Source organism: Aquabacterium parvum (assembly GCF_001447195.1).
GTDB lineage: Bacteria > Pseudomonadota > Gammaproteobacteria > Burkholderiales > Burkholderiaceae_C > Aquabacterium > Aquabacterium parvum.
Genome location: NZ_LFRI01000386.1, coordinates 98,960 through 125,165 on the forward strand (window position 1 = coordinate 98,960; position 26,206 = coordinate 125,165).

29 protein-coding genes and 1 pseudogene are annotated in these 26,206 nt (G+C 65.9%); 8 read left to right on the top strand and 22 right to left on the bottom strand.

Annotation, left to right across the window (positions count from 1 at the left end):
- Positions 1-41: 41 nt before the first annotated feature.
- Positions 42-1,022, bottom strand: a complete 981-nt coding sequence (locus tag ABG80_RS14555; protein ID WP_235513892.1) for an ABC transporter substrate-binding protein — start codon at positions 1,020-1,022, stop codon at positions 42-44.
- A gap of 260 nt (positions 1,023-1,282) precedes the next feature.
- On the opposite strand from ABG80_RS14555, the gene ABG80_RS14560 reads away from it, so the two are divergent.
- Positions 1,283-2,365, top strand: coding sequence for a porin (locus tag ABG80_RS14560; RefSeq protein ID WP_058088355.1), 1,083 nt, complete (start codon positions 1,283-1,285; stop codon positions 2,363-2,365).
- A 143-nt stretch (positions 2,366-2,508) separates the two neighbouring features.
- Positions 2,509-3,234: a 5'-methylthioadenosine/adenosylhomocysteine nucleosidase gene (locus ABG80_RS21580; protein ID WP_235513874.1), complete on the top strand. Its 726-nt coding sequence runs from the start codon at positions 2,509-2,511 to the stop codon at positions 3,232-3,234.
- Between the two features lie 53 nt (positions 3,235-3,287).
- Here ABG80_RS21580 and ABG80_RS23985 read toward each other — a convergent pair.
- The 5 genes and pseudogenes from ABG80_RS23985 to ABG80_RS14590 form a co-directional block, all read right to left on the bottom strand.
- A pseudogene (locus ABG80_RS23985) lies at positions 3,288-3,869 on the bottom strand (response regulator transcription factor); the annotation flags it as partial.
- A gap of 36 nt (positions 3,870-3,905) precedes the next feature.
- Complete coding sequence (locus ABG80_RS14575) at positions 3,906-4,661, bottom strand: flagellar basal body L-ring protein FlgH (RefSeq protein WP_083506134.1); 756 nt, start codon at positions 4,659-4,661, stop codon at positions 3,906-3,908.
- 27 nt (positions 4,662-4,688) lie between these two features.
- Positions 4,689-5,234, bottom strand: coding sequence for a hypothetical protein (locus ABG80_RS14580; protein WP_058088358.1), 546 nt, complete (start codon positions 5,232-5,234; stop codon positions 4,689-4,691).
- A 9-nt stretch (positions 5,235-5,243) separates the two neighbouring features.
- Positions 5,244-5,654 carry a hypothetical protein gene (locus ABG80_RS14585; protein WP_058088359.1) on the bottom strand — a complete coding sequence of 137 codons (411 nt, stop codon included), beginning with the start codon at positions 5,652-5,654 and terminating at the stop codon, positions 5,244-5,246.
- A 110-nt stretch (positions 5,655-5,764) separates the two neighbouring features.
- Positions 5,765-6,421, bottom strand: a complete 657-nt coding sequence (locus ABG80_RS14590; protein ID WP_160322554.1) for a winged helix-turn-helix domain-containing protein — start codon at positions 6,419-6,421, stop codon at positions 5,765-5,767.
- Between the two features lie 35 nt (positions 6,422-6,456).
- On the opposite strand from ABG80_RS14590, the gene ABG80_RS14595 reads away from it, so the two are divergent.
- A complete protein-coding gene (locus ABG80_RS14595) occupies positions 6,457-7,590 on the top strand; it encodes a HAMP domain-containing sensor histidine kinase (RefSeq protein WP_058088361.1) in 1,134 nt (377 codons plus the stop codon).
- 19 nt (positions 7,591-7,609) lie between these two features.
- Here ABG80_RS14595 and ABG80_RS14600 read toward each other — a convergent pair whose 3' ends face one another.
- Positions 7,610-8,452: an SDR family NAD(P)-dependent oxidoreductase gene (locus ABG80_RS14600; RefSeq protein WP_058088362.1), complete on the bottom strand. Its 843-nt coding sequence runs from the start codon at positions 8,450-8,452 to the stop codon at positions 7,610-7,612.
- Positions 8,453-8,492: 40 nt separating this feature from the next.
- The gene (locus ABG80_RS14605) at positions 8,493-9,950 is read right to left on the bottom strand and encodes a flavin-containing monooxygenase (RefSeq protein ID WP_058088363.1); all 1,458 of its coding nucleotides are present in this window, start codon (positions 9,948-9,950) and stop codon (positions 8,493-8,495) included.
- Positions 9,951-10,034: 84 nt separating this feature from the next.
- On the opposite strand from ABG80_RS14605, the gene ABG80_RS14610 reads away from it, so the two are divergent.
- Together ABG80_RS14610 and aqpZ are read left to right on the top strand one after the other, a co-directional pair.
- Positions 10,035-10,730 (top strand): TetR/AcrR family transcriptional regulator, encoded by a 696-nt coding sequence (locus ABG80_RS14610; RefSeq protein WP_058088364.1) that lies wholly within the window; start codon positions 10,035-10,037, stop codon positions 10,728-10,730.
- 91 nt (positions 10,731-10,821) lie between these two features.
- The gene (gene aqpZ, locus ABG80_RS14615; RefSeq protein ID WP_058088365.1) at positions 10,822-11,517 is read left to right on the top strand and encodes an aquaporin Z; all 696 of its coding nucleotides are present in this window, start codon (positions 10,822-10,824) and stop codon (positions 11,515-11,517) included.
- Between the two features lie 99 nt (positions 11,518-11,616).
- Here aqpZ and ABG80_RS14620 read toward each other — a convergent pair whose 3' ends face one another.
- Positions 11,617-12,210, bottom strand: coding sequence for an NnrU family protein (locus tag ABG80_RS14620; RefSeq protein WP_058088366.1), 594 nt, complete (start codon positions 12,208-12,210; stop codon positions 11,617-11,619).
- 34 nt (positions 12,211-12,244) lie between these two features.
- Complete coding sequence (locus ABG80_RS14625) at positions 12,245-14,053, bottom strand: ABC transporter ATP-binding protein/permease (protein ID WP_058088367.1); 1,809 nt, start codon at positions 14,051-14,053, stop codon at positions 12,245-12,247.
- 173 nt (positions 14,054-14,226) lie between these two features.
- Here ABG80_RS14625 and ABG80_RS14630 point away from each other — a divergent pair, with 173 nt between their 5' ends.
- Positions 14,227-15,027 (top strand): DUF4238 domain-containing protein, encoded by an 801-nt coding sequence (locus tag ABG80_RS14630; RefSeq protein WP_160322555.1) that lies wholly within the window; start codon positions 14,227-14,229, stop codon positions 15,025-15,027.
- 234 nt (positions 15,028-15,261) lie between these two features.
- On the opposite strand, the gene ABG80_RS14635 is transcribed toward ABG80_RS14630, so the two are convergent.
- The 5 genes from ABG80_RS14635 to gstA all read right to left on the bottom strand — a co-directional run bounded on the left by ABG80_RS14635 (position 15,262) and on the right by gstA (position 18,846).
- Positions 15,262-15,870, bottom strand: a complete 609-nt coding sequence (locus tag ABG80_RS14635) for a DNA-3-methyladenine glycosylase I (RefSeq protein ID WP_058088369.1) — start codon at positions 15,868-15,870, stop codon at positions 15,262-15,264.
- Between the two features lie 2 nt (positions 15,871-15,872).
- Entirely contained in the window at positions 15,873-16,193 is a 321-nt protein-coding gene (locus ABG80_RS14640) for a YciI family protein (protein WP_200964324.1), read from the bottom strand.
- A gap of 11 nt (positions 16,194-16,204) precedes the next feature.
- A complete protein-coding gene (locus ABG80_RS14645) occupies positions 16,205-16,825 on the bottom strand; it encodes a TetR/AcrR family transcriptional regulator (protein ID WP_235513875.1) in 621 nt (206 codons plus the stop codon).
- Positions 16,822-17,922: an alkene reductase gene (locus ABG80_RS14650; RefSeq protein WP_407638760.1), complete on the bottom strand. Its 1,101-nt coding sequence runs from the start codon at positions 17,920-17,922 to the stop codon at positions 16,822-16,824. Before ABG80_RS14650 ends, ABG80_RS14645 begins: the two co-directional genes overlap by 4 nt.
- 366 nt (positions 17,923-18,288) lie before the next feature.
- A complete protein-coding gene (gstA, locus tag ABG80_RS14655) occupies positions 18,289-18,846 on the bottom strand; it encodes a glutathione transferase GstA (protein WP_235513876.1) in 558 nt (185 codons plus the stop codon).
- A 110-nt stretch (positions 18,847-18,956) separates the two neighbouring features.
- Here gstA and ABG80_RS14660 point away from each other — a divergent pair, with 110 nt between their 5' ends.
- Complete coding sequence (locus ABG80_RS14660) at positions 18,957-19,871, top strand: LysR family transcriptional regulator (RefSeq protein WP_058088370.1); 915 nt, start codon at positions 18,957-18,959, stop codon at positions 19,869-19,871.
- Between the two features lie 104 nt (positions 19,872-19,975).
- Here ABG80_RS14660 and ssb read toward each other — a convergent pair whose 3' ends face one another.
- Positions 19,976-20,500, bottom strand: coding sequence for a single-stranded DNA-binding protein (gene ssb / locus ABG80_RS14665; RefSeq protein WP_058088371.1), 525 nt, complete (start codon positions 20,498-20,500; stop codon positions 19,976-19,978).
- 203 nt (positions 20,501-20,703) lie between these two features.
- Here ssb and ABG80_RS14670 point away from each other — a divergent pair, with 203 nt between their 5' ends.
- Positions 20,704-21,459, top strand: a complete 756-nt coding sequence (locus ABG80_RS14670; RefSeq protein WP_058088372.1) for a class II glutamine amidotransferase — start codon at positions 20,704-20,706, stop codon at positions 21,457-21,459.
- A 22-nt stretch (positions 21,460-21,481) separates the two neighbouring features.
- Here the strand turns inward: ABG80_RS14670 and ABG80_RS14675 are convergent, their stop codons facing one another.
- The 6 genes from ABG80_RS14675 to ABG80_RS14700 all read right to left on the bottom strand — a co-directional run bounded on the left by ABG80_RS14675 (position 21,482) and on the right by ABG80_RS14700 (position 26,112).
- Positions 21,482-22,366 carry a class I SAM-dependent methyltransferase gene (locus ABG80_RS14675; protein WP_058088373.1) on the bottom strand — a complete coding sequence of 295 codons (885 nt, stop codon included), beginning with the start codon at positions 22,364-22,366 and terminating at the stop codon, positions 21,482-21,484.
- Between the two features lie 93 nt (positions 22,367-22,459).
- The gene (locus ABG80_RS14680) at positions 22,460-23,287 is read right to left on the bottom strand and encodes a MipA/OmpV family protein (protein ID WP_058088374.1); all 828 of its coding nucleotides are present in this window, start codon (positions 23,285-23,287) and stop codon (positions 22,460-22,462) included.
- A gap of 92 nt (positions 23,288-23,379) precedes the next feature.
- Complete coding sequence (locus ABG80_RS14685; RefSeq protein WP_160322556.1) at positions 23,380-23,892, bottom strand: 3-hydroxyacyl-ACP dehydratase FabZ family protein; 513 nt, start codon at positions 23,890-23,892, stop codon at positions 23,380-23,382.
- Between the two features lie 29 nt (positions 23,893-23,921).
- A complete protein-coding gene (locus ABG80_RS14690) occupies positions 23,922-24,557 on the bottom strand; it encodes a phosphatase PAP2 family protein (RefSeq protein WP_058088376.1) in 636 nt (211 codons plus the stop codon).
- Positions 24,557-25,825, bottom strand: coding sequence for a beta-ketoacyl-[acyl-carrier-protein] synthase family protein (locus ABG80_RS14695; protein WP_058088377.1), 1,269 nt, complete (start codon positions 25,823-25,825; stop codon positions 24,557-24,559). Before ABG80_RS14695 ends, ABG80_RS14690 begins: the two co-directional genes overlap by 1 nt.
- Positions 25,822-26,112 (bottom strand): acyl carrier protein, encoded by a 291-nt coding sequence (locus tag ABG80_RS14700; RefSeq protein ID WP_058088378.1) that lies wholly within the window; start codon positions 26,110-26,112, stop codon positions 25,822-25,824. Before ABG80_RS14700 ends, ABG80_RS14695 begins: the two co-directional genes overlap by 4 nt.
- Positions 26,113-26,206: the final 94 nt, after the last annotated feature.

Sequence of the window (26,206 nt, forward strand, 5' to 3'; positions counted from 1 at the left end):
GTTCCTCAGCGGTGGTGGGTCTCAGCGTGTGCGTTGCCGATTCACTTGGCGGGCGGCAGCACGTTGAGTTCGGCCGCCGTTGGCAGGAAGCTGCCGTTCCACACCGCGCTCGGGTTGATGCGGGTCTTGGTGGCGTAGGCGTCCGACACCTGCGAAGCCATCAACGACAGGCGGCCGGCGTTGACCTGGCCAAAGCCTTCGGCGCGCGCGTCCGGGCTGGCGACCACTTGCTCGATGGCCATCTTCAGGCGGCGGGTTTCGAGGTCGACGTTGATGATGCCGTCGCGCGCCTTGACCGCGGCGATGCCGACGGCGGGCTGGGCCAGCACTTCCTTGGCGCCCTTGGCGAAGGCCTTCAGAAAGGCCTTGACCGCTTCGGGGTTCTCCTTGAGCAGCTTGGGCGAGGCGATGATGGCGTTGCCGTAGAGCTTCACGCCGAACTGGGCGTAGGGGAACATCACCACGTCGGCCGGCTTGGCGCCGCGCGCTTCGAGGTTGAGCAGCGAAGTGAACGAGAAGCCGGTGATGCCATCGACGTCGCCTCGAACGGCCATGGTCTCGCGCAGCGGCGGGTCCATGCTGACCCAGGTGACGGGGCCGATCTTGTTGGCCTTGGCAAACAGCGTCCAGGCCTTGCGACCGGCGTCGAACACGGGGGCGCCCATCTTCTTGCCGGTGAAGTCGGCCGGGGTCTTGATGCCGCTGGACTTGAGCGCGAAGGCCGCAGCCGGCGTGTTGTTGTAGACCATCATGATGGCCACGGGCTTGTTGGGCGCGTCGGGGTTGTTGGCGTGGAACTCCATCAACGCGGCCATGTCGGCAAAGCCCAGGTCGTAGGTGCCCGAGGCAACGCGCGTGACGGTGCCGCCCGAGCCGCTGCCGGCGTCCAGCGTGACGTCCAGGCCGGCCTGCGTGAAGTAGCCCTTGGCGATGGGGTGCAAAAAGAGACCGGCCGGGCCTTCGAAGCGCCAGTCGAGCTGGAACTTGATGGGCGTGGCGGCGTGCACCGACATGGGGGTCATGGCGCACAGGGACAAGGCGGTGGCGGCGGCGATGCGCGCGAAAACGGTGCGGCGGGTGGGCTTCTTGGGAGGCATTTGGGTGGACATGCGAGCGGGCTCCTGTTGCAAAACTGTATGCAAATCAGCTGTAAAACTGTATGCAGTATTGCAATGAACGCAAGAAGCGTGCGCGCTTGAAAAGGGCGGTGTGGGCATGGAACCTGCAATCGAGGGCCGCTGTTTTCAACAACAGGTGCCGATGCACCAAACCTGGAGTGCCCATGTCCATTCGCAATTTCGCACTGTCTGTGCTGGCGCTGTCCGCTGCAGCCGCCGCGCAGGCCCAATCCAGCTACAACGTCTATGGCGTCATCGACCTGAGCGTCGGTTCGATGCAGTTGAGCGGCCTGCCCACCGCGGCCGCCAACAAGCGCATCACCAAGGTCGATGGCAACAACATGGTGAACAGCTACCTGGGCTTCAAAGGCCTGGAAGACCTCGGCGGTGGCCTCAAGGCCGGCTTCGTGCTGGAAGCGTTCCTGCGTCCTGACACGGGCGCCTCGGGTCGCAGCGATGCGAACGGCGCGGTACCGGCTGACAACTTCTGGGGCCGTGCCGCCAACGTCTACCTGCAGAACGACTTCGGCAAGCTGACCATCGGTCGCCAGGGTAACCTGCTATTCTCGCACGTGGTGTCGTACAACCCGTTCGCAGGTTCCTTCGGCCTGTCGCCCGCCGTGCGCCTGACCTTCCAGCCGGCGTGGGGCAACGACCGCGGAGATTCGGGCTGGAGCAATGCCATCACCTACGCCACGCCTAACCTGGCTGGCTTCACCGGCTCGGTTTCTTACCAGGCTGGTGAGGACACCACCCAGTCCGAGCGCAACAGCTACGCCCTGAGCCTGAACTACGCCAACGGCCCCTTCGCCGTGGGCGGTGCCTGGCAGACCGTTCGTTCGGCCGAGGCCCCCAAGGTCAACCTGACCCAAGGCCAGCGCCAGAACTTCGGCATGGTCAGCACCAGCTATGACTTCGGCGTGGTCAAGCTGTTCGGTCAGTACGGCGAGTTCGCCAACAGCGGTTACGCCGCCGGCCTGCGCATCGACACCAAGCTGTACCAACTGGGTGCTTCGGTGCCGGTCACCAAGGTCAGCAAGGTGCTGCTGTCGTACGGCGAGAGCAAGGAATCGCCAGTGCAAGGCGGCACCACGCCAGTGACCAAGCACCGCATCACCACGCTGGCCTACGATCACTTCCTGTCCAAGCGCACCGACGTGTACGCGGCCGTGATGGTGGACAAGGAGCAACTGGCCAACTTCGAGTCGGGCACCAGCGTGGTGTTCGGCCTGCGCCACGCGTTCTGAGCCCAGGCGCTGGGCGTCGGTGGGATGATGGCGGGATGTGCCCCGCTTCATCCCTCGACGCTGTGGTGTCACCGGTCTCCTCGAGCCGGTCTCATCGCGCAACCGACCCAGGCCCTGTCGGGCCGATCGGCCTGATGGCCGCCATGCCGCAGGAACTGCAGGCCCTCATCGACTTGATGCCCGATGAGACCTCGGTTCGCTGCGGCGCTCGCGTTTTCTGGCGAGGCCACCTGCATGGGCGCGAGGTGGTGGTGACCCTCTCAGGCATCGGCAAGGTGGCGGCAGCCATCACGGCCACCTTGCTGGCCGATGCTTTCGGGGTCTCGCAGATCTGGTTCACCGGGGTGGCCGGTGGCCTGGGAGCCGAGGTGCGCGTGGGCGATGTGGTGGTGGCCGACGCCCTGGTCCAGCACGACATGGATGCGTCGCCGCTGTTTCCTCGGCACGAGCTGCCAGGGCTGGGGCGCAGTCGCCTGCACCCGCCTGCCGAGTTGACCGAGTGGGTGCACCAGGGCGTTGAGCGAGCGCTCGTCGACGTGCACCAGCACGTTCCCTTGCGTGCACTGGGGCTGCCCCAGCCCCGTGTGCACCGGGGGCTGATCGCCAGTGGCGATCAGTTTGTGGCCTCGGCGTCGGATGCCGAGACCTTGCGCCATCACCTGCCCGACGTGTTGGCCGTGGAGATGGAAGGGGCGGCGGTGGCCCAGGTCTGCGATGCGTTCGGTCTGCCCTTTGTGGTGCTTCGCACCATCTCGGACCGAGCCGATGCGTCGGCGCACCTGGACTTCACGCGTTTTGTGGAGCAAGTGGCCAGCCCGTATTCGCTGGCCATCGTTTCGGCGCTGCTCAAGGGCGCCGCCCAGCGGTAACCGCGACCCCGCTCCGTCAGCAGGGGCACCCGCGTCACACCGGCGTCGTGCAGCTTGCGCCGCAGTCGTGACACGGCCAGGTCCACCACATTGAGGTGGCAGCCCTGCTGACCCAGCTTCGAGCGAGCCATCAGCTCGGCTCGAGACATCACTGCGCCTGGCTGCGCCATCAAGGCCTGCAGCACCAGGCTTTCGCTGCGCGAGAGTGGCACGCTCAAGGGGCCGTGTTGCAGGCGTTGCGCGGACTCGTCCAGCTCCCATTGGCGTTGGTTGCCATGCGTGGGTTTCCTCCTGAGCAGCGCTCGCAGGCGCGCTTCGAGCTCTCGTTCGCTGATGTGATGGGGGTCGACCACGGCGTCGGCGCCCCAGGTCAGGGCCAGCACCTGGTCAACCGCCTCAGGCTTGTCCATGAAAACCACCACGCGGGCGTTCCAGGCCTGGCGGGCCGCTTCGCACACCTGAAGCTGTTCGCGATCGGCATGGCGCACACGCGCGAGGACCAGGTCCACGCCCGGGCCGGCGAGCACGGCGGGCAGGCGGCTGGTGCGGGCCACAGACAGGGACAGCCTTTGCAGGCTGCGCGCGATGGCCTCGTGCAGGTGGCCTTCGGGGTCGATGATCAGGCAGTCACTCATGGTGGCGCTTTAGGTTGGGGAGGGGGCGCAAGGGCTTCACCAGACGGTCAGGGTTTTGGTCAAAACGCCTTGCAACCACGAGCGCGAAGCGGCTTCGGAGATGTCGCCTTCGCCGGCCGTCTCCAGCCGAGCGTTGACCACGTCGGACGAGGCCACGAGGTTGCCGGCACGGATGTCGCTCGGGCTGACCACGCCTGAAAAACGCATGCGCGTCACGCCCCGGTTGAAGGCCACCGCGCGCTCGCCGGCGATGACGAGGTGTCCGTTGGGCAGCACGTTGATGACTTGCACGGCGATCTGGCCGGTGAACTTGTTCGACTGTTCGGTGTTGCCATCGCCCTTGAAGCCGTCGCTGCCTGCGGCGCTGGCGTTGAGGTCGAGCAGCTCGCCGAAGAAGCCCCCCACCGACTTCGCGCCTTGCCCGGGGCCTTTGCTGGCCACGGCGTTCTCGCGGCTGTGATCGGTGGCGACCTTGCTCTGGCTGGCGAAGGACTCGGCGATGTCGACCTTGAGTTTGTCTCCCACTTGCCTGGCCAGCTTCTGACCCGAAAACAACGAGGCGACGGGCGCATCGGGCTGGAACAGCGAGCCCGGATTGGTGCGCTCTAGGTAGCTGGGGGGCATGACAGGCGGCACGCTGAGCGGCCCTTGCACGATGCTGGGCGGGGTGTTGCAGCCAGCCAGGCTCAGCCAGCAGGCCAGTTGGGTGGTGAGCGCGATCGAACGTGCGGCGCCGCGTGGCGCGCGCGCGGCGTGCTGACCATGCCTTGGAGATGAAGCGGTGGCTTTCATGAATCGTGTCCTCCTTGGGATGGCGCGTCAGCCACCGAAGCCAGTCAGCAGGGCCTGAACCACCGGCGAGAGCTTGTCCTGCGTGGTGGCCCATTTGCTCGACTCGAAAAGCCCATCGATGCCATAGGCGCTGTTGGCCAGCACCTCGCCGTGCATCGAGCGAAGCGTCAACTGGGCCGATGCCAGGTAGGCGCGTTGTTCGCTGCGAAACGGTGGTGCGTCCCAGGTGACGGTGCCGCTGTAGAGCAGCCAGACGGGACAGGCCAGCGGTGTGGTGTCGGCGGCGTAGACGCGGCTGCTGACACCCGCTTGCGCCAAGGCGGTTTGCAAGGCGGGCACCACCTCGCTGGACGGCACCATGGGGTTGTGCGAGATGCACACCGCACTGGGGCGCGGCCCCGAGTGGTGCACGGTGTCGCTGGCGCGGCCTGGGGCCGTCGAGACCACGTGGCTGACCGCCAGGCCGCCGGCTTTGACCAGCTCCATCGCGGGCTCAAAGCTGAACAGCGCGCAAGCGCTCAGCGCCTGGCTGAGGCCAACCGCGGTCAGCAGGGGCAAGGTGCGGGCGTGCATGGCTTGGCCTCACAGCAAGGAGGCGATGGTCTGCGCGCCGGCTGTGAGCCCCGAGCGCACGCTGTCTGCGGCGTCGCTCAAGGCGTCACCCACCTGGTCGATCGCGTCGTCGGCCAGCTGGGCGCCCTGGTTCGCATAGCGCGCACCAGCCTGGATGAGTTGGCTGATGTCATCGACCACGTCACCCACGGCTTCGACGCCTTCTTGTGCGGTGCTGCCCAGGCTGGAGAGGGCCTGGCCACCTGCCGATGCGGCATCAGTGATCACGTCGGTGGCCGCGTCGGCGATGCCGATGACCGATGCGGCCACGGGCCCGAAGGCCGCCGAGTTCTTCTCAAACTGACTGCGCGGTGCTTGTTGACACAGCTTGCGATCGATCGCGTGGTGGCTTGAAGCGCTGGGAATACCGATGTTGCTCATGGTGGACCTTTCGGAGATGGTGTGAGCCCATCGTAGGCAGGCCGGTCGCTGGTCATGACCCCGAAGATCGCGACTGAATCGGCCTTGCAAGCCTGTCCCGGTTTGATCGTTCATGTCGGCTGTGTGTCGATGGCCGACAGGTCGAGCCGATACCCTCGCCCGCGCACCGTCTGGATCAGGGGCTGAAAGGGGTTGCGGGCGTGCAGCTTGTGTCTCAAACGCGAGACCAACAGGTCCACGGCCCGGCTGTCGGTGGCACGATCGCGCAGGGGCAAGGCCGCCGTGAGGTCCGCGCGTGAGAGCAGTCGGCCGGGTTGGCTCAGCAAGGCCTGAAGCAAGCGGCACTCGGCCCGTGTCAGCGGCACCGGGGGCTCGCCATGCGCTTGCAACTGCTGTCGCAATGCATCGAACTCCCAATGACCGAGGCGAGCTTGATGGCGAGGTGCCGGGCTGGGTGGTCGCATGCGCCGGATGGCGGCGCGGATGCGCGCGGCGACCTCGCGCGCGTCCGATGACTCGTCCACGCAATCGTCGGCGCCACTCTCCAGCGCCAGGTTGCGGGTGGTGTCGTCGCCGTTCGGGGTCAGGGCCAGGATGGCCGTTTGCCCCTGCTCATGCAGCCAGCGGCACATCCGCAGCACAGGCTCGCAGGCATCGAAGCTGGCAATGAGCACCGCAGCCACGTCGTGTTCTCGCACGGCCACTTCGAGTTCATGTTCTCGGACAAGGCAACGCAGGTCGATGCCATGCCGGGGCAGTTGCGCCACCACCCCCTTGGCCTGGCACCCTGCCTTCGGTCCCGATGGTGGTCCCTGGTGAGGCCCCGGGTGCGGCATCGGGCATGGCCTCGAGCGGGCCTGCGAGTGCCACGTCCGTCGCCCCTGATGCGCCCGGCACCCATTGGCCATCGCCCGGCGTGCGGCCCAGGCCGCCTGGCCCACCGCCACCAGGCCCGGGCAGCCGCTACTTCTTCCTGGTGCCCATCGTCTCTGGCGTGGTCAGCAGCCTGCTGGCCAGCCTGGCGCTGGCCTGGTACCTGACCAAACCTTTGCGCCAGCTGCACTGGGGCGTGGACCGCGTGGCCGCTGGCCGATTTGACACCCGCATCCGCACGCTGATGGGCCGTCGCAGCGACGAGATCGTTGACCTCGCCGATCGCTTCGACCGCATGACCGAGCAGCTGCAGCAGCTCACCGAAGCGCGCACGCGCCTGTTTCACGACCTGTCACACGAACTGCGCTCGCCGCTGGGGCGCATGCGCGCAGCCATGGGCCTGCTGCGCCAGGACCCGAGCGAGGCGGGCGCCATGGTCGAGCGCATCGACCGAGAAATCGAGCGGCTCGATGGCCTGGTCAACGAACTGCTGACGCTGCACCGCTTGGAGGCCGGCGCCAGCCATCAGCGCAACGACCACATCGACCTGATCGAGCTGCTGCAAGGCATTGCCGAGGACGCCAGCTTCGAAGCGGCCTCGGCTGGCAGGCGCCTGGTGCTGCAAGCACCAGGGCGCTTTGTGGCGCAGGTGGATGGCGAACTGCTCTACCGTGCCTTTGAAAACGTGGTCCGCAACGCCATCAAGTTCACCGCACCTGACACGGCGGTCGAGGTCAGCGCCAGCGCCTGCACAGACGAGACCGGGCGGCGCCTGAAGGTGAGCGTGGCCGACCGAGGGCCGGGCGCATCGGATGCCCTGCTCAAGGCCATGTTCGACCCCTTTGTGCGCGGCGACAACGGCACCCAGGGCGTGGGCCATGGCCTGGGCCTGGCCATTGCGCGGCGGGCGGTGCGTGCACACGGTGGCGACATCGCCGCGCGCCGCCGAGAGGGCGGTGGGCTGGTGATCGACATCGTGCTGCCGCAAAGCATCAGCGGCCACGACCCTGGCGACCAGTCAGGCTCAACCGGGGGCACCGGCGTGCCGCCTCAGCCCGCCTGAGCCAGCGCCACGCCCTGCTTCAGCCCTTCATCAACTTGGCCGACAGCCACACCGAGCCCGGTTGGTACCACGAGCCCAGCAAGCGCACGAAGAAGTCCATGATCTTCGCGTCAGGGCCCACCAGCACGCGGCGCTGGTTGCCCTCGACTGCGCGCAGGATCTGCAGCGCCGCGCTCTCGGCGGTCGTCACGTTGAGCATCTTGTCAAAGCGCGAACGCGCGGCTTCGGCCTGACCGCCGGTGGCCTTGTTCATGCTGTCGTCCATCTTGGCCGCGCGCGCGATGTTCGTGCGGATGCCGCCCGGGTGCACGCAGGTGGCGCTCACGCCGCAGGCGGCCATGTCGAGCTCTTGTCGCAACGCTTCGGTGTAGCCGCGCACCGCGAACTTGCTGGCGTTGTAAGTGCCTTGCGTGGGCGAAGCCAGCAGGCCGAACAGGCTGGACGTGTTGACGATGTGGCCCTCACCGGCGCGCTTGAGGTGCGGCAGGAAGGCCTGCGTGCCCCACACCACGCCCCAGAAGTTGATGCCCATGATCCACTCGAAGTCTTCGGGTTTGACGGTCTCGACGAAGGCACCCAGCGCCACCCCCGCGTTGTTGAAGATCAGGTTGACCTTGCCGTGGTCGCGCACCACCTCGTCGGCCCAGGCGAAGACGGCTTCGCGGTTGGCCACGTCCAGCTTCTTGGTCGTCACCTTCACGCCCAGCTTGGTCGCCAGCTGCGCTGTCTCGGCCAGGCCCTTCTCGTTGACGTCGCTGATGGCCAGGTGGCAACCACGGCGCGCCAGTTCCACCGCCAGCGTGCGGCCCATGCCCGATGCGGCGCCCGTGATGGCCGCGACCTTGTTCTGGAAGTCCTTCATGCTTGTCTCCTCGTTCTGCTTGTGTGTCGATCAGGTCGCTTCAGCTGAAGCGGTGGTGGCCCGGCTTGAAGGCCTTGGCCATCTGGCGGAAGGTGAATGAAAAGCCAGGGAACATGGCGATCACGTGGCCGCTCTTGCTCTGGTACCAGCTGTGGCAGCCACCCGATTGCCACACCGTCTGCTTCATCTCGCGGTGGATCATGCCGGTGTAGTCGGCCTCTGCTTCGGACTTGACCTCGATGGCCTTGGCGCCTTGCTTCTGCGTGGCCGAGATGGCGCGGCGGATGTACTCCATCTGCGCCTCGATCACGAAGATGGCCGAGGTGTGGCCAATGCCGGTGTTCGGCCCGGTGACCACGAACAGGTTGGGGAAGCCCGGCATGGTCGTGCCCAGGTAGGCGCGCGGGAACTCGGCCCAGATGTCCTGCACCGACTTGCCTCCCTTGCCGATGACCGGGTAGGAGATCACGCCGTCGGTGGCGTCATAGCCCGTCGAGTACACGATGCAGTCCAGGTCGACCTGCTCGCCCTTGGCGGTGAGGATGCCGCGCTCGTTGATCTCGGCGATGCCATCGTCCTTGGGGTGCAGCTTCACGTTGGGCCGGCACAGGGCCGGGTACAGCGTGCTCGACAGGATGATGCGCTTGCAGCCGATGGTGTAGTCGGGCGTGACGGCGGCGCGCAGCTTCGGGTCGGCGATCTGCTTCTTGATGTGGTGCTCGGCCTCGCGCTGCGCCACCAGCTTGAGCATGGTCTGTGAGTACTTGAAGCCGATCACGCGGCTCTCCAGGCCCCAGTAGATGGCCGTGCGCAGCAGCTTGTAGAGCAGCTTGGACTTGAGCAGCGCGCGCTGGAAAGGCGTGAACTTGCGGTCGGGGCGCGGCAGCACCCAGTGCGGTGTGCGCTGGAACACGTGCAGCTGCTTCACATCGGGTGCGATGGCCGGGATGACCTGCGCCGCGCTGGCCCCGCTGCCGATGATGGCCACGCGCTTGCCGGCGTGCTGGTAGTTGTGGTCCCAGCTGTTGGTGTGGAAGGTCTTGCCCTGGAAGGTGTCGCGGCCCTTGAAGTTGGGGATGACCGGCGTGCTCAACGGGCCCGAGGCGTTGATCAGGTACTTGGCCAGCAGCGTGTCACCGCCTTCGAGGCTGACCTGCCAGAGCTGGCGTGCCTCGTCCCACTGCACCTTGGTCACGTTGGCGTTGAGCCGCGTCTGCTCGCGCAGGCGGTACTTGGCCAGCACGTGGTTGGTGTACTCGACCAGCTCGTCCTGCTCGGCGAACATCTGCGACCAGGGGTAGGGCTCGAAAGACAGCGAGTACAGCGGCGACTGCACGTCCACCGCAGCGCCGGGGTAGCTGTTCTGGCTCCAGGTGCCGCCCATCCAGGGGCGACGCTCCAGGATCAGGAAGTCGTCGATGCCGATGCGCCGGAGGTTGACGGCGGCGGCCTGACCGCCGAAGCCGCTGCCGATGATGATTGCGGTGAACTGCTGCATGGTGGAGGGGAACGCCTGTGGCGCACCAAGTGAAGATGGTTGTCGTCAGTTTGCAAGTGAAGACGATTGTCGTCAAATACGGGGATGACCCGATCCTTTTCCGAACTCGCCGACGCCGGCGCACCTGCCTCGGGTGGTGCCCCGGCTGGCCGCGCCTACGCGGGCGAAAGCCAGCTCGAACGCGTCGCCCGGCGCCGACTGCAGTTCCTGGACGCCGGCCTGCAGGTGTTCGGCACCACCGGCTACCGAACCGCGACCGTGCGGCAACTGTGCCGCCAGGCCGAGCTGACCGACCGATATTTCTACGAGTCCTTCGAGAACACCGAAGACCTGCTGGTGGCCGTCTACGAGCGCGAGTTCGACCACCTGCAGCAGGCGGTGCTGGCCGCCCTGGCCGATGAGGCCGCGCTGCGCGACCCCATGGTGGCCGTCGAGCGCGCCTTGAACGCCGTCTTCGAGATGGCGTCCGAGCCCCGCGTGGCCCGGGTGTGCTGGTTGGAGGTGCTCGGCGTGAGCGACCGCGTCAACAGCGTCTACACCCGCAACATCGAGCGCTTTGCGGCCATGGTGGTGGCCTTTGCGCGTCGGCAATTCAGCACCGAAGAGATCGACGAGACCGAGTCGCGCATGCTGGGCATCGCGATGATCGGTGCGGTCAGCCAGCCGATCGCGCACTGGCTGCTGGGTGGTTACCGCGAAGACCGCGCCAAGCTGGTGGCCGCCACGTCGAGGGTGTTCCGGGGCGTCATCGACGGCTTGCCCTCCGAGCCAGGCGTTTGATCCGTCGGGTTGACACCCGCGTGACGCGTGCCAAGAATGCGTCACACCCGCATGCGAACATGCGGCATCAAAACGATGGGAGCGTCGATCCATGAAAGCGTCATTGGCTGAATTCCTGGGCACCTTCTGGCTGGTGCTGGGCGGTTGTGGCAGTGCCGTGCTGGCGGCCGCATTCCCAGGCGTGGGCATCGGCCTGCTCGGCGTGTCGCTGGCCTTTGGCCTGTCGGTGCTGACCATGGCTTACGCCGTGGGGCCGATCTCGGGTGGGCACTTCAACCCGGCCGTGTCGGTGGGCCTGTGGGTGGGCGGGCGCTTTCCCGCCGCCAAGCTGCCTGTCTACGTGGTGGCGCAGGTGCTCGGTGCGGTGACCGCCGGCGGCGTGCTTTACGTCATTGCGTCGGGTGCCCCGGGTTTCGAGCTTGCCAAGGGCTTTGCTTCCAATGGTTATGGGCCGCACTCGCCCGGTGGCTACAGCATGCTGGCCGGCGTCATCACCGAGGTCGTGATGACCGCGTTCTTCCTGATCATCATCCTGGGCGCCACGGCGGCCTACGCGCCCAAAGGCTTTGCCCCGATCGCCATTGGCTTGGCGCTCACCCTCATCCACCTGGTCAGCATCCCCGTGACCAACACCTCGGTGAACCCGGCGCGCAGCACCGGTGTGGCCGTTTACGTGGGTGGCTGGGCCATGTCCCAGTTGTGGGTGTTCTGGGTGGCGCCGATGGTGGGCGCGGTGCTGGGGGCTGCGGCCTACAAGTTCATGGGCCGAGATCAAGCACCGGTTTGACATCGCTTCGCCACAGAGACCTGCTCATGCGCACCTGACGCACCTGGACCGTTTCAGCCTGCCTGCTCGCGCAAGCACGTGCGCATCTGGTGAGCTGGCTCAAGCCCCAGCAGCAGGCGTCATCGCGAAGGGCCGCACACCGATGAGGGCCGCGTGGCCCCACATCGCGAACGCGGCCCAGGCGCTCAGGCCGATGGCCACGGTCAAGGCGGTGGCCAGGGGTGAAGCTGGCCCCGCCGCAGGTGCCACCTCACGGCGCCGGGCCGAGCGGAAGCTCAAGATCGCCCAGGCCAGGAAGCTGCCGAACAAGACCACGTCGGCCAGCGTGCCATTGGCCAGCAGGTGAGCCAGGGCCCACACCTTCACGCCCAGCACCATGGGGTGCTTGAGGCGCAGCTTGATCGCGTTGCCGGGCACGTACGCTGCGGTCAACAGCACAAAGGAAAACAGCGTGAGCAAGGCCGCCAGGTGCGCCGCCCAAGTCGGGCTGACCCACAGCAGCGTGGGCGACAGGCGAGCCTCGCCGTAGCCCTTGACGATCAGCACCAGCCCGATCAGCGACACCACCGAGTAAACGCCCTTCCAGGCCAGCTCACCCATGGCGGCCAGGCGCGCGTTGCGCCAGCCCTCGGCAAAGATGCGGACGGAGTGAACGCCCAGGAAGATCGCCAGGCCAAGGATCAGGAGTTGCATGGGGTGCGCTCGGGTGTGGGGAGGTGCCGGCATCTTAGCCAATGGGCGCAGCCGAGTGGGCAGGTGTGGCTTGCACCTCCCAGGCGCGCTGGCGTGATGGGTCGCCGCTGAGTTGCCATTGCCACTCATGGAAGGCCGCCACACCCGGGCGGTGCGCGATCGAGATCAGCGCGCCGTTCTGCGCGGCCACCAGCTCACGCAAGCGCTGGTACAGCACGCGCTCGGCCTCTTCGTCGAGCGCGCTGCTGGCCTCGTCCACGAACAGCCAGCGCGGCTGCTTGAGCAAGGCCCGCGCGATGGCCAGGCGCTGCTGCTCGCCGCCCGAGAGCTTCTGGCCCCAGGCGTCCTCGCGATCGAGTTGCTCAACCAGTTGCGGCAGCAGGGCGTCGCGCAGGGCCTGCTGCATCTGCGCCTCGGTGTAGCGGTCGGGCGTGGCGGGGTAGGCCAGGGCCTCGCGCAGCGAGCCGTTGGGGAAGTAGGGCCGCTGCGGCAGGAACATGGCGCGCTGCTCGAAGTCGGCCGGGCGGGCCAGCTTGGCGCGTGCCCACGGCCAGATGCCCGCCAGCGTGCGGAACAGCGTCGACTTGCCCGAGCCCGACGGGCCCTTGACCAGCACGTGCTGACCGGCGTGCAGCACCAAGCCCTGGACGTGGATCAGCGGTGTGCCGTCGGGCAGGTTGATCTCGGCTGAGTCGATCAACACCGAGTCGGCATCGGGGCTGGGGTGCCACTCGGTGGTGCCGCCCGCATGCCGAGCCAGCGCCGTGAAGCTCTCTTCGAAACTGGTCAGGCGGTCGGTGGTGGCGCGCCAGGCGGCCAGGCTGTCGTAGTTCTCGACGAACCAGGACAGCGAGTCCTGCACCCGGCCAAAAGCCGAGGCCACCTGCATCAGCTCACCCAGTTGAATCGCACCGCTGAAGAACCTGGGCGCCGCCACGATGAAGGGAAACACCACCGCCGCCTGCCCGTAGCCCACGGTGAACCAGGTCAGCGCCTTCTGCCGCTTGAGCAACTGAAGGTAGTTGGCCAGCACCTCGCCAAAGCGCAGCCCGATCTGCTGGCGCTCCACCGGCTCGCCCTGGTCCAGCGCGATCGACTCGCTGTACTCGCGCACCCGCACCATGTGGTGGCGGAAGTCGGCCTCGACGCGCTGCTGGCGGAAGTTCAGCCCGATCAGCGAGCGGCCCACGTAATGCGCGATCACGCTGCCGGCCAGCGCGTAGGCCACCGCCATCCACACCATGAAGCCGGGGATGACGTACGCCTGCCCGTCGAAGTGAAAGCCGAAGCTGCCCGACAGCGACCACAAGATGCCCACGAAGCTCGCCAGCGTGACCACGGCGTTGAGCAGGCCCATGGTCAGCGTCACCGAGTAGCTGGTGAACTGGTTGACGTCTTCGGCGATGCGCTGGTCGGGGTTGTCGGGGATGGCGCCGTCGTGCCGGGAAAAGCGCGCCAGCTCCAGGTGGTAGAAGGCCTTGTTGGCCAGCCAGCGGTCGAGGTAGTGCGCCGTCATCCAGGCGCGCCAGCGCACCTGCAAAAGCTGCGTCAGGTAGAAGCGGTAGACCGCGATGACGATGAAGCCGAACGCCAGGTAGGTGAAGCGCCCCAGCTCGTGCCAGAAAACCTTGGCGTCCTTGTTCTGCAGCGCGTCGTAGAAGACGCGGTTCCAGTCATTGATGAGCACCAGCATGTAGACCGCGCCCAGGTTGAGCGCCACGATGGCGGCCAGCAGGGCCCGGGCCTTCCATTTCTCTTCAGAGCGGAAGTAGGGCAGGGCCAGCGCGGCCACTTTGCGCACGAAGAGCTGGAAGCTGCGGAGTTTGGAGGTGGGTGCGGTCATGGTGGGGGCCCTGGTGTGACCACTGATCTTATCGGGGTGGCTTGGAGGTTTTGGGGGCCGGTTGGCGGCGGGTTTGCAGCGATGGCAAAAGCGCAGCGGCGAAGCTCGGATCGTCTGATCGTGCGACCATGCACGTTGTATCGTCACCTCCCCCCTCACCAGCCCGACACCTCATGAGTGGACTCACCCGCCGACAGCACTATGTACCTCGTGTCTACTTGGGCCGCTGGGCACCTGATAAGACAAATCTGCTGGTCACCGACAAAGAATCGGGGGACACCAAGCAGATGAGCATACGAGATTCAATGGTGCAAAGCTGGTACTACGAGAATCCCAACGAAGAGCGCAACAACGAGCTGGAGAGGGCGTTTCATGAGTACGAAGGCCCATTTGCTAGCGTCATGAACCTGTGGGATTTCGTTCTGGGAAACACCGCCCAGCTTCAACAAGATCCGGTGGAGACCATGACAAGCATGCTCACGGCGCTTGAGGCTCGGCGTGAGCAGCTCGCCCGATTCGCGGCAACTCTCTATTTCCGAACGCCGGGTGCGCTGGAGGCCAAGCGGCGCGAGGTGCAAGCAGCGAGCACATCTCTTCCGGGCCTTGGCGCCGCTGTGCGGAACGCCTACGAGTTCAATATGGAAGGTTTTAACTCGACGATCATCGCTCGGCTGATGGCGATGAGACTGAGCCTGATCCACAGTGCCACAGGGTTCATCACATCCGATCGTCCCTGCTTCGACCTCGAGCGTCGGCTTGCTCGCGTTCCACGTCTAGGAGATGAAATCGGCGTCCATGAAGACGTGGTCTGCTTGATGCCGCTCACTCCGCAATGGTTGGCCTTGTTTATCCCCGTGCACAGTGAAGGGGGAGGCGAGTCCGTCCGCGGCATGCAACTTGATGCTCCGCAGACTCAAGCCTTCAATGAACTCATCCGAGAAAACGCGCACCGCTGGATAGTCGAGCTCCCATGATGTAGCCCATGTGGTGAGCATCAGGCGCCCGCGCGGACGCCTGCTCTGCAGCGGGTGCGGCCTATCGGCGAGCTATCCACGAGAGTCCTCTCTCGGCCAGGAGCAGTCGTCTACAGGCGGCAGCTTTCGGGGTATCTGCAGGTGACGGAGCGTCAGCCCCGCATCTCGGCCTAGATCCGGCAGAGGGGCGCGCCCGCGCGGGCCATTGTCTGCGTCCGGGTCGATAGGAGCAGCCTAGTCTGGGACCTGGAAGGCCCTGCGCGCTTGAGCCACGCGGTTCGCCACCATGCAGCCGACGACATGGTCGTTGACCAGGCCCATGGCCTGCATGAAGGCGTAGGCTGTTGTTGGCCCGACGAACTTCCAACCGCGTATCTTCAGATCCCTTGACAAGGCCACGGCCTCGGGTGCGGACGACACCGTCTGGGGCCGTGCGGCATGGGCCGGATCCACTTCGAATTGCCAGAAGTAGGCCGCAAACGATCCGACCTCGGCTTGCAGGGCGATGGCCCGGCCTGCGTTGTGGATGACGGCTTCGATCTTGCCTCGGTGGCGGACGATGCCATCATCCCGCATCAGGCGTTCGACCTGCTTCTCGTTGAAGCGCGCCACGCGGTGAAAGTCGAAGCCGGCGAAGGCCCGCCGAAAGTTTTCGCGCTTGGCCAGAATGGTCCGCCAGCTCAGGCCAGACTGGAAACTCTCCAGACAGAGCTTCTCGAACAGGCGGACATCATCGGCAACCGGGAAGCCCCATTCCAGGTCGTGATAGGCCTCGAATTCAGGCGCGGCTGCGCACCAGCGGCAGCGAGGCTGGCCGTCACTTCCGATCACCGTCTGGTCCATGCTCACAACGCGTTCTGCCCAGCCTGGCTGCGCCGCATCAGCGACGCCAAGTCCTCTGACATCAGCGACGGGGCGACGGCATGGACTTCAGCAGACACGACGCCGTGAATCACGAAGGGGTCTTGTGCGACCCTCGCATGGAGCGCGTTGCTATCCTGACCTGCGGCGATCACCACGCCGCCCTGGGCATTGTCGAGCGAGCCCGCCATCAGGAAGCTCCCGTCGGCGATGCCATCTTGTATCCACTGCTTGTGCCCGGCCATCCACTGGCCAGCTTGGGATCGATTCGGACCGAACCTTAGGAAGACAAAAAACAGGGTCATACCGGTGTGAGTCATGGGGTGTTCCTTCGACGCAGTCGCTGCGCAACGACCGCCTTTGGAGCGAGTGAGACCAGCCAAGTACCAATCAGATCGACTTCACGGCGGATGAAGGATTCGTCGTGAAAGGCATGGGCCAGCGCGGCGATGCCCTGGCTGCGCGAAAGAAGGTGCATCGCCAGGGTGTCAGCTTGCTCGCCCTGGCCCATGGACTCGAACTGGGCACGCAGCCACTCCCGGAACTGGCCGAAGATCATGCTGGCGCCCCCTTGAGCGGGGTGATTCAACTTGGCAAGTTCGGCGCACAGCGTCCCCACTGGGCAGCCGTAGCGTTGGATCTCCTGGCGGTTCTGGATGAGCATCTCTGCAAAGCACTGCAGTCTCGCCATCGGCGTAGTGGCGTTACGCGCCCATGCCTCCAACATTGACTGCGTGCGCGCAGCCCGAAGGGCTATCACCGCAGCGAGGATGGCATCCTTGGTCTTAAAGTGGTAGTAGAAGTTGCCCCGCGAAAGTTGGACGGCATCAGCAATGTCTGCGAACGAGGTCTTCTCAAAGCCCTGTTGGTAGAACAAGGCATCCGCAGCTTCGACGATACGGTCACGCGTGCTGGGCTCGGCCACAGGATTTGTCATGTTGTATGCGCATTGGCAGCTTCATGGATGGCGTAGTCGGTGTATCCGGTCTCGCCACCGACGTAGAAGGTTTGGCCATCCGGTGCGGTCAATGGCCAGTCGTTCCGAAGGCGATCGACCAGATCCGGGTTGGCGATGAAGGCCGTACCAAACGCGATCAGATCGGCATCGCCGCTGCCCAGCGCAGCGTTGGCACGGGCTTTGTCATAGCCGTTGTTGGCGATATAGATCCCACCGTAGCGCCGGCGCAGCGCTGCGTAGTCCACTGCGCTGGTACGGGTCATCATGTCGCCCTCCAACACATGCAGGTAACCCAGACGGGCACGCCTCAGCTCAGCGGCAAACCCACCGAAGTGGACCGCCGGGTCGCTGTCCGCCATGTCGTTGAAGCGGTTCTCCGGGCTAAGCCGAACGCCGATACGATCCCGAGGCCAGACCTCGGCAACGGCATCGATGACCTCCATCAACAGCTTCAGCCGCTTCATTGGCGAGCCCCCATAGGTGTCCGAACGATGGTTGCTCCCATCGCGTAGGAACTGGTCGATCAGGTAGCCGTTGGCGCCGTGAATCTCCACGCCGTCGAAACCCGCCGCCTTCGCCTGCCGTGCGGCGTACCGGAACTGATCGACCACGACCACAATCTCTTCCGGCTGCAAGGCACGAGGCGTGACGAAGTCCTGCATGCCCGCGTAGGTGACGGCCTGTCCAGCCGGGCGGATCGCCGACGGTGCGACCGGCAGCTGACCGTCGGGTTGAAGACTGGGATGCGATATCCGGCCACAGTGCTGCAGTTGGGCAAAGATGCGCCCTTCTCTGGTGTGAACAGCCTCTGTCACCAACCGCCAACCGAGCATCTGACGCTGCTCGTGTAGCCCCGGTGTGCATGGGTACCCCACGGCTTGGGCAGAGATCGGTGCGGACTCTGACACGATCAAGCCTGCGCCGGCCCGCTGGCCGTAGTAGCTCGCCATCAGGGCTGTCGCGACTCCTTGGTTGTCAGCGCGATTGCGTGTCATCGGCGCCATGACGACGCGGCTGGAAAGCAGTAGATCGCCAAGGGTCAGCGGGTCGAAAAGTTGAGTCACAGAGATGTCCAATGCTGATTAGGTCAATCGTCCTAAGTAGTATAGGACGCTTGACCTATCGTTGGCAACTGCTCTCGTGTTGACGTTTGCACCTGTGCCATTGAAGGCTGGCACCATTCCCGCGGCTGTCTCTTGCATGGCCACTGGGCTGGCGGGATCGCCTGTGCCCGAGCGCTGAAGGTCAGCTCCTCGGGAACGAAATCAGGTTGGCGTATGTCGGTTCAGGGTCGATTGCAGGCGCTCGTTGCGCCTGACCTTTCGGATTGCTCCCAGCCTGAAAGGCCCATCCAGCCCACACCACTCACCCCCTGAACACCCGAACCTCCTCATCCCAGTGAAAAACCTTGGCAATGACCTGCCAGCGACCATCCACGTGAATCAGGGCGTGAGGAAGGCCTGCAGGTGCGTCAGGTGCGCGATGTCGAGCTTCACGAATCGGGCCCAGCCCAGCACGACAAACAGGTAGGCGTCGGCAGCGGTGAAGGCCTCGCCGGTGAGGTAGGGGCCGCGCGCCAGCTGCCCGTCAAGCCAGGTCAGCTTTTTGATCAGCACGGCAGCCAGGGCTTGCTTGGCGTTCGCGTCGACGTCGTCGTGAAACAGCGGTGTGAAGGACTTGTGCAATTCGCTGGCGATGTGGTTTTGCCAGGCCATCACTCGGTAGCGCGCCAGGGTGCCGGCTGGGGGCATCAGCGAGCTGGCACCCGCCTTGTCAGAGATGTACTGCGCGATCACAGGCCCTTCGGTCAGGCGCTCGCCGTCATCGAGTTCGAGCACGGGCACCTGGCCCTTCGGGTTCACTGCGTAGAAGTCACCACCATCGGCCGTGAGGTGGCGGTGGGTGTCGACCTTGGCGAGTTCAAAGGTCAGGCCTGCTTCGCGCAACACGATGTGTGGTGCGAGCGAGCATGCAGCGGGGGCGTAGTAGAGCTTCATCATCGGGAGTCCTCTGGCGCGGAGCGCGTGTTGGGGTTCGATGGAATTTATTGAGGATGTGAAGCGCAATAAACTGGCTGTCGTTCAATTCATTGTTTACATGGAAGTAGCCAATGCCCCGCCAGTTCAGCGACCTGCAGCTCGGCAGCATCGAGTTGTTCTGCCTCACGGTGCAACACGGTGGCTTCACGGCCGCTGCCAAAGCCGCGGGCCTGACCGCAGCGGCCGTGAGCCGCTCGGTGGCCAGGCTGGAGACGCGTCTGGGTGTGCAACTGTTGATGCGCACCACGCGTCACGTGCGGCTCACCGATGCGGGCCAGCGTTACCACGAGCAGTGCCGCCAGGCCTTGGGTCAGTTGATCGAGGCTGAGCGGGAAGCTTCGGGCCAGCAGCAAACACCGTCGGGACAGGTTCGCGTCAGCCTGCCCACGTCATACGGTCACCACCGCGTGTTGCCCTTGCTGCCAGCGTTCGCCAGGAAGTACCCCGCCATCGAGCTGGATTTGCAGCTGACCAACCGCAACGTCGATTTCACCGCAGAGGGCTTCGACTTGGCTGTGCGCGCCCGCACACCACCCGACTCGGGGCTGGTGGCCCGCAAGCTCGAAGACGCAGCGTTGGTGATCGTGGCGTCGCCCGCTTACCTGCGCGGCCGGCGCAAGCCTCGAACTGCCGAGGACCTGAAGCTGCACGAGTGCCTTCCCTTCGTGCAGCCCAACACCGGTCAGCCTGTGCCCTGGTTGGTTTGCCAGGATGGCCAGATCGTCGAATTGGCGATCACCGGCAGGCTGCGCTGCACGGACGACGTCCTGGGTCCGGTCACGCTGGCCCGCGCAGGCGCAGGCGTGTTGCAGACCTACCGGTTCCTTGTCGAGGACGATCTGCGTGAAGGCCGCCTGGTGGAGCTGTTGCCAGAGTGGAGCGGGCCATCGAGGCCGTTCTCGCTGCTGTATTCTGCCGACCGCCACAAACCCCTGCGGGTGCGCGTGCTGATCGAGTACCTGGTGGCGAAGCTGTCGACCCGGTGAGGCATTGCTTCGTCACAGCCCCCGCGTTCGGCAGAAAAAAAGCCCCAAGGCGACATGCGCTTGGGGCTTTTCTTTCTCCTGAGTCACCTCAGGAAGCATTCAGATCAAAACGGAATGTCGTCATCCATGTCATCAAAGCCGGTGGCGGACTTCGGTGCCGGGGCCGGAGCAGGCCGCGGAGCCGGTGCGGGGCGCGGTGCCGCAGCACGCGGGGCGGCTGAGCGGGCTGCCGGAGCTTCACCGAATTCGTCGCCACCAGCGGGGGCGCCGTAGCCACCACCGCCGCCGCCACCTTCGCGGCCACCCAGCAGTTGCATCTGCTCGGCCACGATTTCGGTGGTGTAGGTGTCCTTGCCGTCCTTGTCTTGCCACTTGCGGGTCTTCAGGCGGCCTTCAACGTAAACCGAGCGGCCCTTCTTGAGGTACTCGCCAGCGATTTCGGCCAGGCGGTCATAGAAGACGACGCGGTGCCATTCGGTTTCTTCGACCTTGTCGCCCGAGTTCTTGTCCTTCCAGTTGCGCGTGGTGGCAACGGACACGTTGCAGACGGCGGCGCCGTTGGGCGTGTAGCGGACTTCGGGGTCGCGGCCCAGGTTGCCGATGAGGGTGACTTTGTTGACGGAGGCCATGGCAGGGTTCCAGAAAAAGAGATGGTTGGTTAAAAAGGGTGCCGTTTGTTAGCGGTAGCGATTATGACCTCCGCCAACCCGGCCGGCCAGCCGCCTGAACCCCCATCGCGAACGCCTCCTCCCGGGGGATGAAACCCGCCCGGCGCCTACACTCGGGGGCTGCGTGCTCGGACCTTTTCGGCGCAGCCTTTGCGGAGTTTTCCATGTGCCAGCTGTTGGGCATGAGCGGCAACCAGCCCACCGACATCGTTTTCTCGTTCTCCGGTTTTGCCACGCGCTCGGCCGAACACGCCGACGGCTTCGGCATCGCGTTTTTCGAGGGCCGGGGCCTGCGTCATTTTGTCGACCACCTGCCTGCGGCCGAGTCGCCTGTGGCCGACCTGGTCAAGCGCTACCCGATCAAGAGCAAGCAGGTGATCGCGCACATCCGCAAGGCCACGCAGGGCGAGGTGCGGCTGGAGAACTGCCACCCCTTCGTGCGCGAGCTGTGGGGGCGCTACTGGGTGTTCGCGCACAACGGCAACCTGGTCGACTTCAACCCGAAGCTGCACGCGGCCTTCAGGCCCGTGGGCGACACCGACAGCGAACGTGCCTTTTGCTGGCTGATGCAGGAGCTGGCCAAGAGCCACGCCAGCCTGCCCGATGTGGACGAGCTCACGCGCACCCTGGGCGAGCTGGTGCCCCAGGTGGCGAAGCACGGCACCTTCAACTTCCTGCTCAGCCAGGGTGACGCGCTGTGGGCGCATTGCAGCACGCACCTGCACCACCTGGTGCGCCAGCACCCCTTTGGCGTGGCGCGCCTGCAGGACCAAGATGTGGAGGTCGATTTCGCCGAGCAGACGCAGCCGGGTGACCGTGTGGTCGTCATCGCCACGCAGCCGCTGACGCATGGTGAGCCCTGGGTGGCGATGGCGCCCGGCCAGTTGCTGGCTTTCGTCGACGGCTTGCCGCGCGGTTGAGCGAGCAGGCCCACGGGCCCATTCAGCGGCGCAGCGACATCGGCAGGGGCAGCCCCGCCGCCTGGAACCAGTTGGCCAGGGCCAGCAGGTCACGCTGGTGCGAATCAGACATGGCATGGAAGGCCTGCCGGATGGCGTTCATCGTGCGGGCGCGCGAGGTTTCATCGCTGATCCGCCTGCGCAGGATCACCATGAATGGCGCGAGCGCCGTGACATGGGTCAGCACGTTGCGGCCCAGGCTGGAGGTGGCCTGCTCCAGCTCACGCAGGCTGAAAGCCGCCTTCAGCGAGTTCATGTAGTCCTGCGTGAACAAGGGGCTCTGCTCAGACTCCCGGTCGTGCACGAGGAAGTCCAGCGTGGCCTGGCGCCGCAGGCGTCCGAAGTCGGCGAGGAAGACGCCGCCGTCCGCCCGCAGCACCCGGCTTGCCGAGCGGGTGGCCTGGCGCAGGTCTTCCACGGTTGGCAGGTGATGCAGCGACAGCGTCGAGAAGACGCCATCGAAACTGGCGTCATCGAAGCCTTCGAGCATGCGCATGTCGCCCTGGATGAGCTGCACATTGCGCACGCCTTGCTGGTCCAGTGTGTGGCGGGCCTGGTGGAGCATGGTCTCGGACAAGTCCAGCCCGATGAATTCCGTCTCGGGGTGCAGGCGCGCCAGCAGCGACAGCTGGTTGCACGGACCGCAGGCCAAGTCCAGCACGCGGCCACCCCGGCGGATGGTGCAGGATGCCTGCATCGCCAGGTACAGGTAGATCGGCATCAGCGGGCCGTTGTCCGCGCCGGAGCTGGCGAACGCCAGCACTTGCGTCGGTTCGTCCATGACCAGGTCGGGCTCGGGTTGCCGCGCCCGTTCGCGCGGCGTCAGCCGATCCAGCAGCATGTGCATCACCATGCGTGGCGCGGACATGCGGTGGCCCTTTCCTTCTCTGCGTGGTGGTTGCGCATGGCTTGCGTATGGACTGCGTTCTGACTGCGTCTCAGGTCGCGTCCATGGCTGCCGTCAGCGCATCAGATCCTGCGGGACCATCTCCTGGGACTTCTGGAAGACCCAGAACAGGGCGATCCCGCCGAAGAAGTTCTGCTTGCGTTCGACCAACGGGCTGTCGATGAACCGCGCCCCTTGCAACTGCGCGGTGCCCACGAAAGCGCCCGCCACGATCTGGTCGAAGCGCGCCAGCAGGCCCGTGCTGATCGTGGTTCCCGCGTAACCTGCGCCGGTGCGGTAAGCGGGGCGCGTGGCGGTCGCTTCGTCGCTGCGAACCTGGTAGTAGTAATTGTTGAAGGTCGCGCTCTGGAACTTCACGCCCACATCGAGCCCGAAGTCGACGCGGACCCCACCGATGTGCATCGGCTCGATGATGCGCAGGGTCGGGTCGCTGATCCAGCCGGCCTGCTCCATGCCATGGCGGTCGACGCCCATCGCATGCCTGATCGGCCAATGCAGGCCCCAGTAGCGGCCGTTCTCGCGGATGAGGCGGTACTTGAGCGCGGGCCCGAATTCGACGATGGGAGGCAGGTCGCGCATGCCTTCGCGCGCGGTGCCGGAAGACTTCACCGGCAGCACGCCGTTGAGCGATAGGTCGAGGCGCAGCTTGTCGGTGTCGATGAGGCCGAGGCCCACGCCTTCACGGTTCGCGCGCAGGCGCTCGCCCCGGTAGATGAAGTAGGGCAGGGGCGCCACGTGGGTGCGTTGCACCGACGAGCCGAGGTAGGCCGGCGCATGCACGACGCCGACGCCCAGCCCCCATTCCCAGCGTGGCAGCTCCGTCGGGGCGGCCTCATTGGCTTCATCGGCCTGGGCGGCGCTGGCACTGGCACAGGCCAGCATGGCCGCGCCAGCGCAAACAGAGACGCATGAAGCGCGGCTGAAAATGCGGCGGGGAAGGCTGCCGGCAACGCGGCCTGGAACTGCGGATCGCATCATGGTTGGGGGTTTCCTTCCTGTTCTTGCAATTGCTTGAGCACGTCCTCGCGCGGCAGGTTGACGACCAGTATCTCGATGGACGCGATCTCCTTGCCGTCGACGCGCAATTCGGCGCTCACCTGGGCGGCGGTGGGCGACATCTGCCTGGACTTGACCTCGACGTCGACCCACTGTTCGGGCCGCACGGGCAGCTTGAACGAGCACTTGCGGATGCCCGCGAGCATGCCGATGTGGTCGGCACCCATGCTGCGGGCATACGGGTCTCCGGCGAACATGCCCGCGCCCGCCACCTGCGCGGTGGCTTCGACCAGCAGCGCACCGGGCACGACCGGCATGCCGGGGAAGTGGCCTTGCAGGATCGCCAGGTCTCGGCGCCACCTGACGCAGCCGATGTAGTGGTTGTGCGCGAGAACCCGCACGCTGTGCACGAACTGGATCTCACCCCGGTGGGGCATCAGCGCCAGGATGTCCGACCGCTGGAGCTCGAAGGGGTAGGTCAGGTCGTTCATGGAATCGGCGGGTGCTGGCATGGCGGAGGTCAGCCTCTCAACAGCTGCCTGGGGCGCGTCAGCCAGGCGATGGCCAGGCCCAGGCCGGCGCCAGCACAAACATCGATGAAGACATGCTGTCGCGTGCTGACCGTCGAGTACGCGATGGCGATGCACCAGGCCACGCTGGCCAGACGCCAGGGCCAGCCGCCGCCCGTCCAGGGCGTCATCCAGTGCAGCCAGATGCCGGAGAACACGGCGGTGGCGACGTGCAGCGAAGGGCAGGCATTGCCTGCCGCATCCACGCCCTTGAGGATGCCCATGCCCGGATGCTGTGACCAGTCCACGTGCGTGGGCGGCACGGCGGTGGGCCAGACCAGGAAGGTGCCCAGGCCCAGCAGGCACAGCGCCCCGATGCTCAGCCCGTAGCGGACAATGTCTTCGCGCGAGGTCATCAGCGCCACGGGCAGCGAGACGTACACCCACAGCGAGACGTAGACCCACACCGTCCACGGTTGCAGCGGGATCCATGCATCGACCGGCGTGAGCGGCATCTCGGTGACCGCGCCGCTCGGGTTCTTCAGGATGTGGAGGTAGGCCGTGAAGAACAGGCTCATGAAGGCGGTCGAGCTCACCGCCTTGAACCAGAAATGTGGCCAGAAGCGGGCCAGGCCTCGTGCCGACATCAGGGGGCGGCCCGCCGCGCGATGAGGCAGGCATTGCTGCCGCCGAAGGCGAAGGAGTTGGACATCACCGCGTCGAGGTGCTGCCCGGTGCGGGCGGTCAGGGCCACGTGATCGAGCTGGCAGCGCGGATCAGGCTGGTGCAGGTTGGCCGTGGGCGGGATGCTGCCCTGCTGCATGGCCATGATCGCCATGCCGAATTCCACCGCGCCACCGGCGCCGATGAGGTGGCCGTGGACGGCCTTGGTGGAGCAGACGGGCAGCGAGTCGGCTGCATCGCCGAAGACGGCGCGGATCGACTCGGCTTCGGTCACGTCGCCCGCATCGGTGGCGGTGCCGTGCGCGTTGATGTGGTGGATGTCGGAGGGCGCCATGCCGGCGTGCGCCAGGGCTTGGCGCATGGCTGCGACCTGCCCGCCCACCGCCGGGGCCGTGAGGTGGTGGGCGTCGCTGCTGGTGCCGTAGCCGGCCAGTTCGGCCAGCGCGGGCGGGGCCTGGCGACGGCGTGCGTGAGCTTCGCTTTCGAGCACGAGGGCGGCGGCACCTTCGCCCAACACGAAGCCATTGCGTTCAACCGAGAAGGGCTTGCAGCTCGCGGCCGGGTCTGCAGGGTCGGGGCGCGCCATCACGCGCAGGGCGTTCCAGGCCACCATGCAACCCGCCGTGAGCATCGACTCGGTGCCAACCACGAGGACGGCATCAAGGTGGCCGTGGGCGATCGCGCGGGCGGCCTCACCCAGCGCGATGGCCGAAGAAGCGCAGGCCACGGCGTAGGTGTTGGTGGCGCCGCGCAGCCCGTGCCGCATCGACAGCGCCGCAGCGGGGGCGTTGGCCATCATGCGCGGCACCGAGAGCGGGTGCATGACGGTGGCGCTGCGCCCGGTTTTCTCGGCGTTGGCCAAGGCCTGGAAGTAGCGCGAGTACATGGCGTCGAGCGTGTGGGCCCCTGCGAAGCCAACGCCCGCGTGCACGCCAAAGCGCAGTGGGTCGGGCACCTGCGTGCCATGGCCCAGGCCAGCCTGGGCCATGGCTTCCTGGGCGGCCACGAGGGCGAGCAGGGTGGCGCGGTCCAGCCCGGCGAACTGGCGATCCAGCAGGCTGAGCGGGTCGGTGTCGATGCTGGCCGTCAGCAGGTTCGGCAGGCCCGCGCAGATCTCGGCGGCAGCGGGGCGGACGGCGCTTCGGGCGGCCAAAGCGGCCGCGAAGGTGGTGTCGCGGTCAAGGCCCAGAGGGGTGATCATCCCCAGGCCGGTGACGAACACCTTGTTCATGCCTGGCCAGCGGTCAGGCCCATGCTGCTGAGGTCAGGCATCTGCCCGCCATGGTGTTCGCGGATCTCGGCCTCGATGGCGGCGACCATGTCGGAAAATCCCATCTCGCGAAAACGCATGGGGTCTTCGATCTGGAAACCGCAGCGGTCCTCGATCTCGAACAGCATTTCAACCAGACCCAGCGAGTCCAGAGAGAGGTCGGCCACCTTGAGATCGGCCTGTTCGAAAAGCGCGGGATCAGCTTTGGCGTTTTGGATCAGGTAGTCGCGGATGAGGGTGCTCAGCATGGCCAGCCCTGCCGGGTCTGCAAAAAATCGAACTGAAAATCGTAGCACATGCCCTGGGTGAGGGGGGCGGTTTCGAAGGCCGATGCCCCCATTG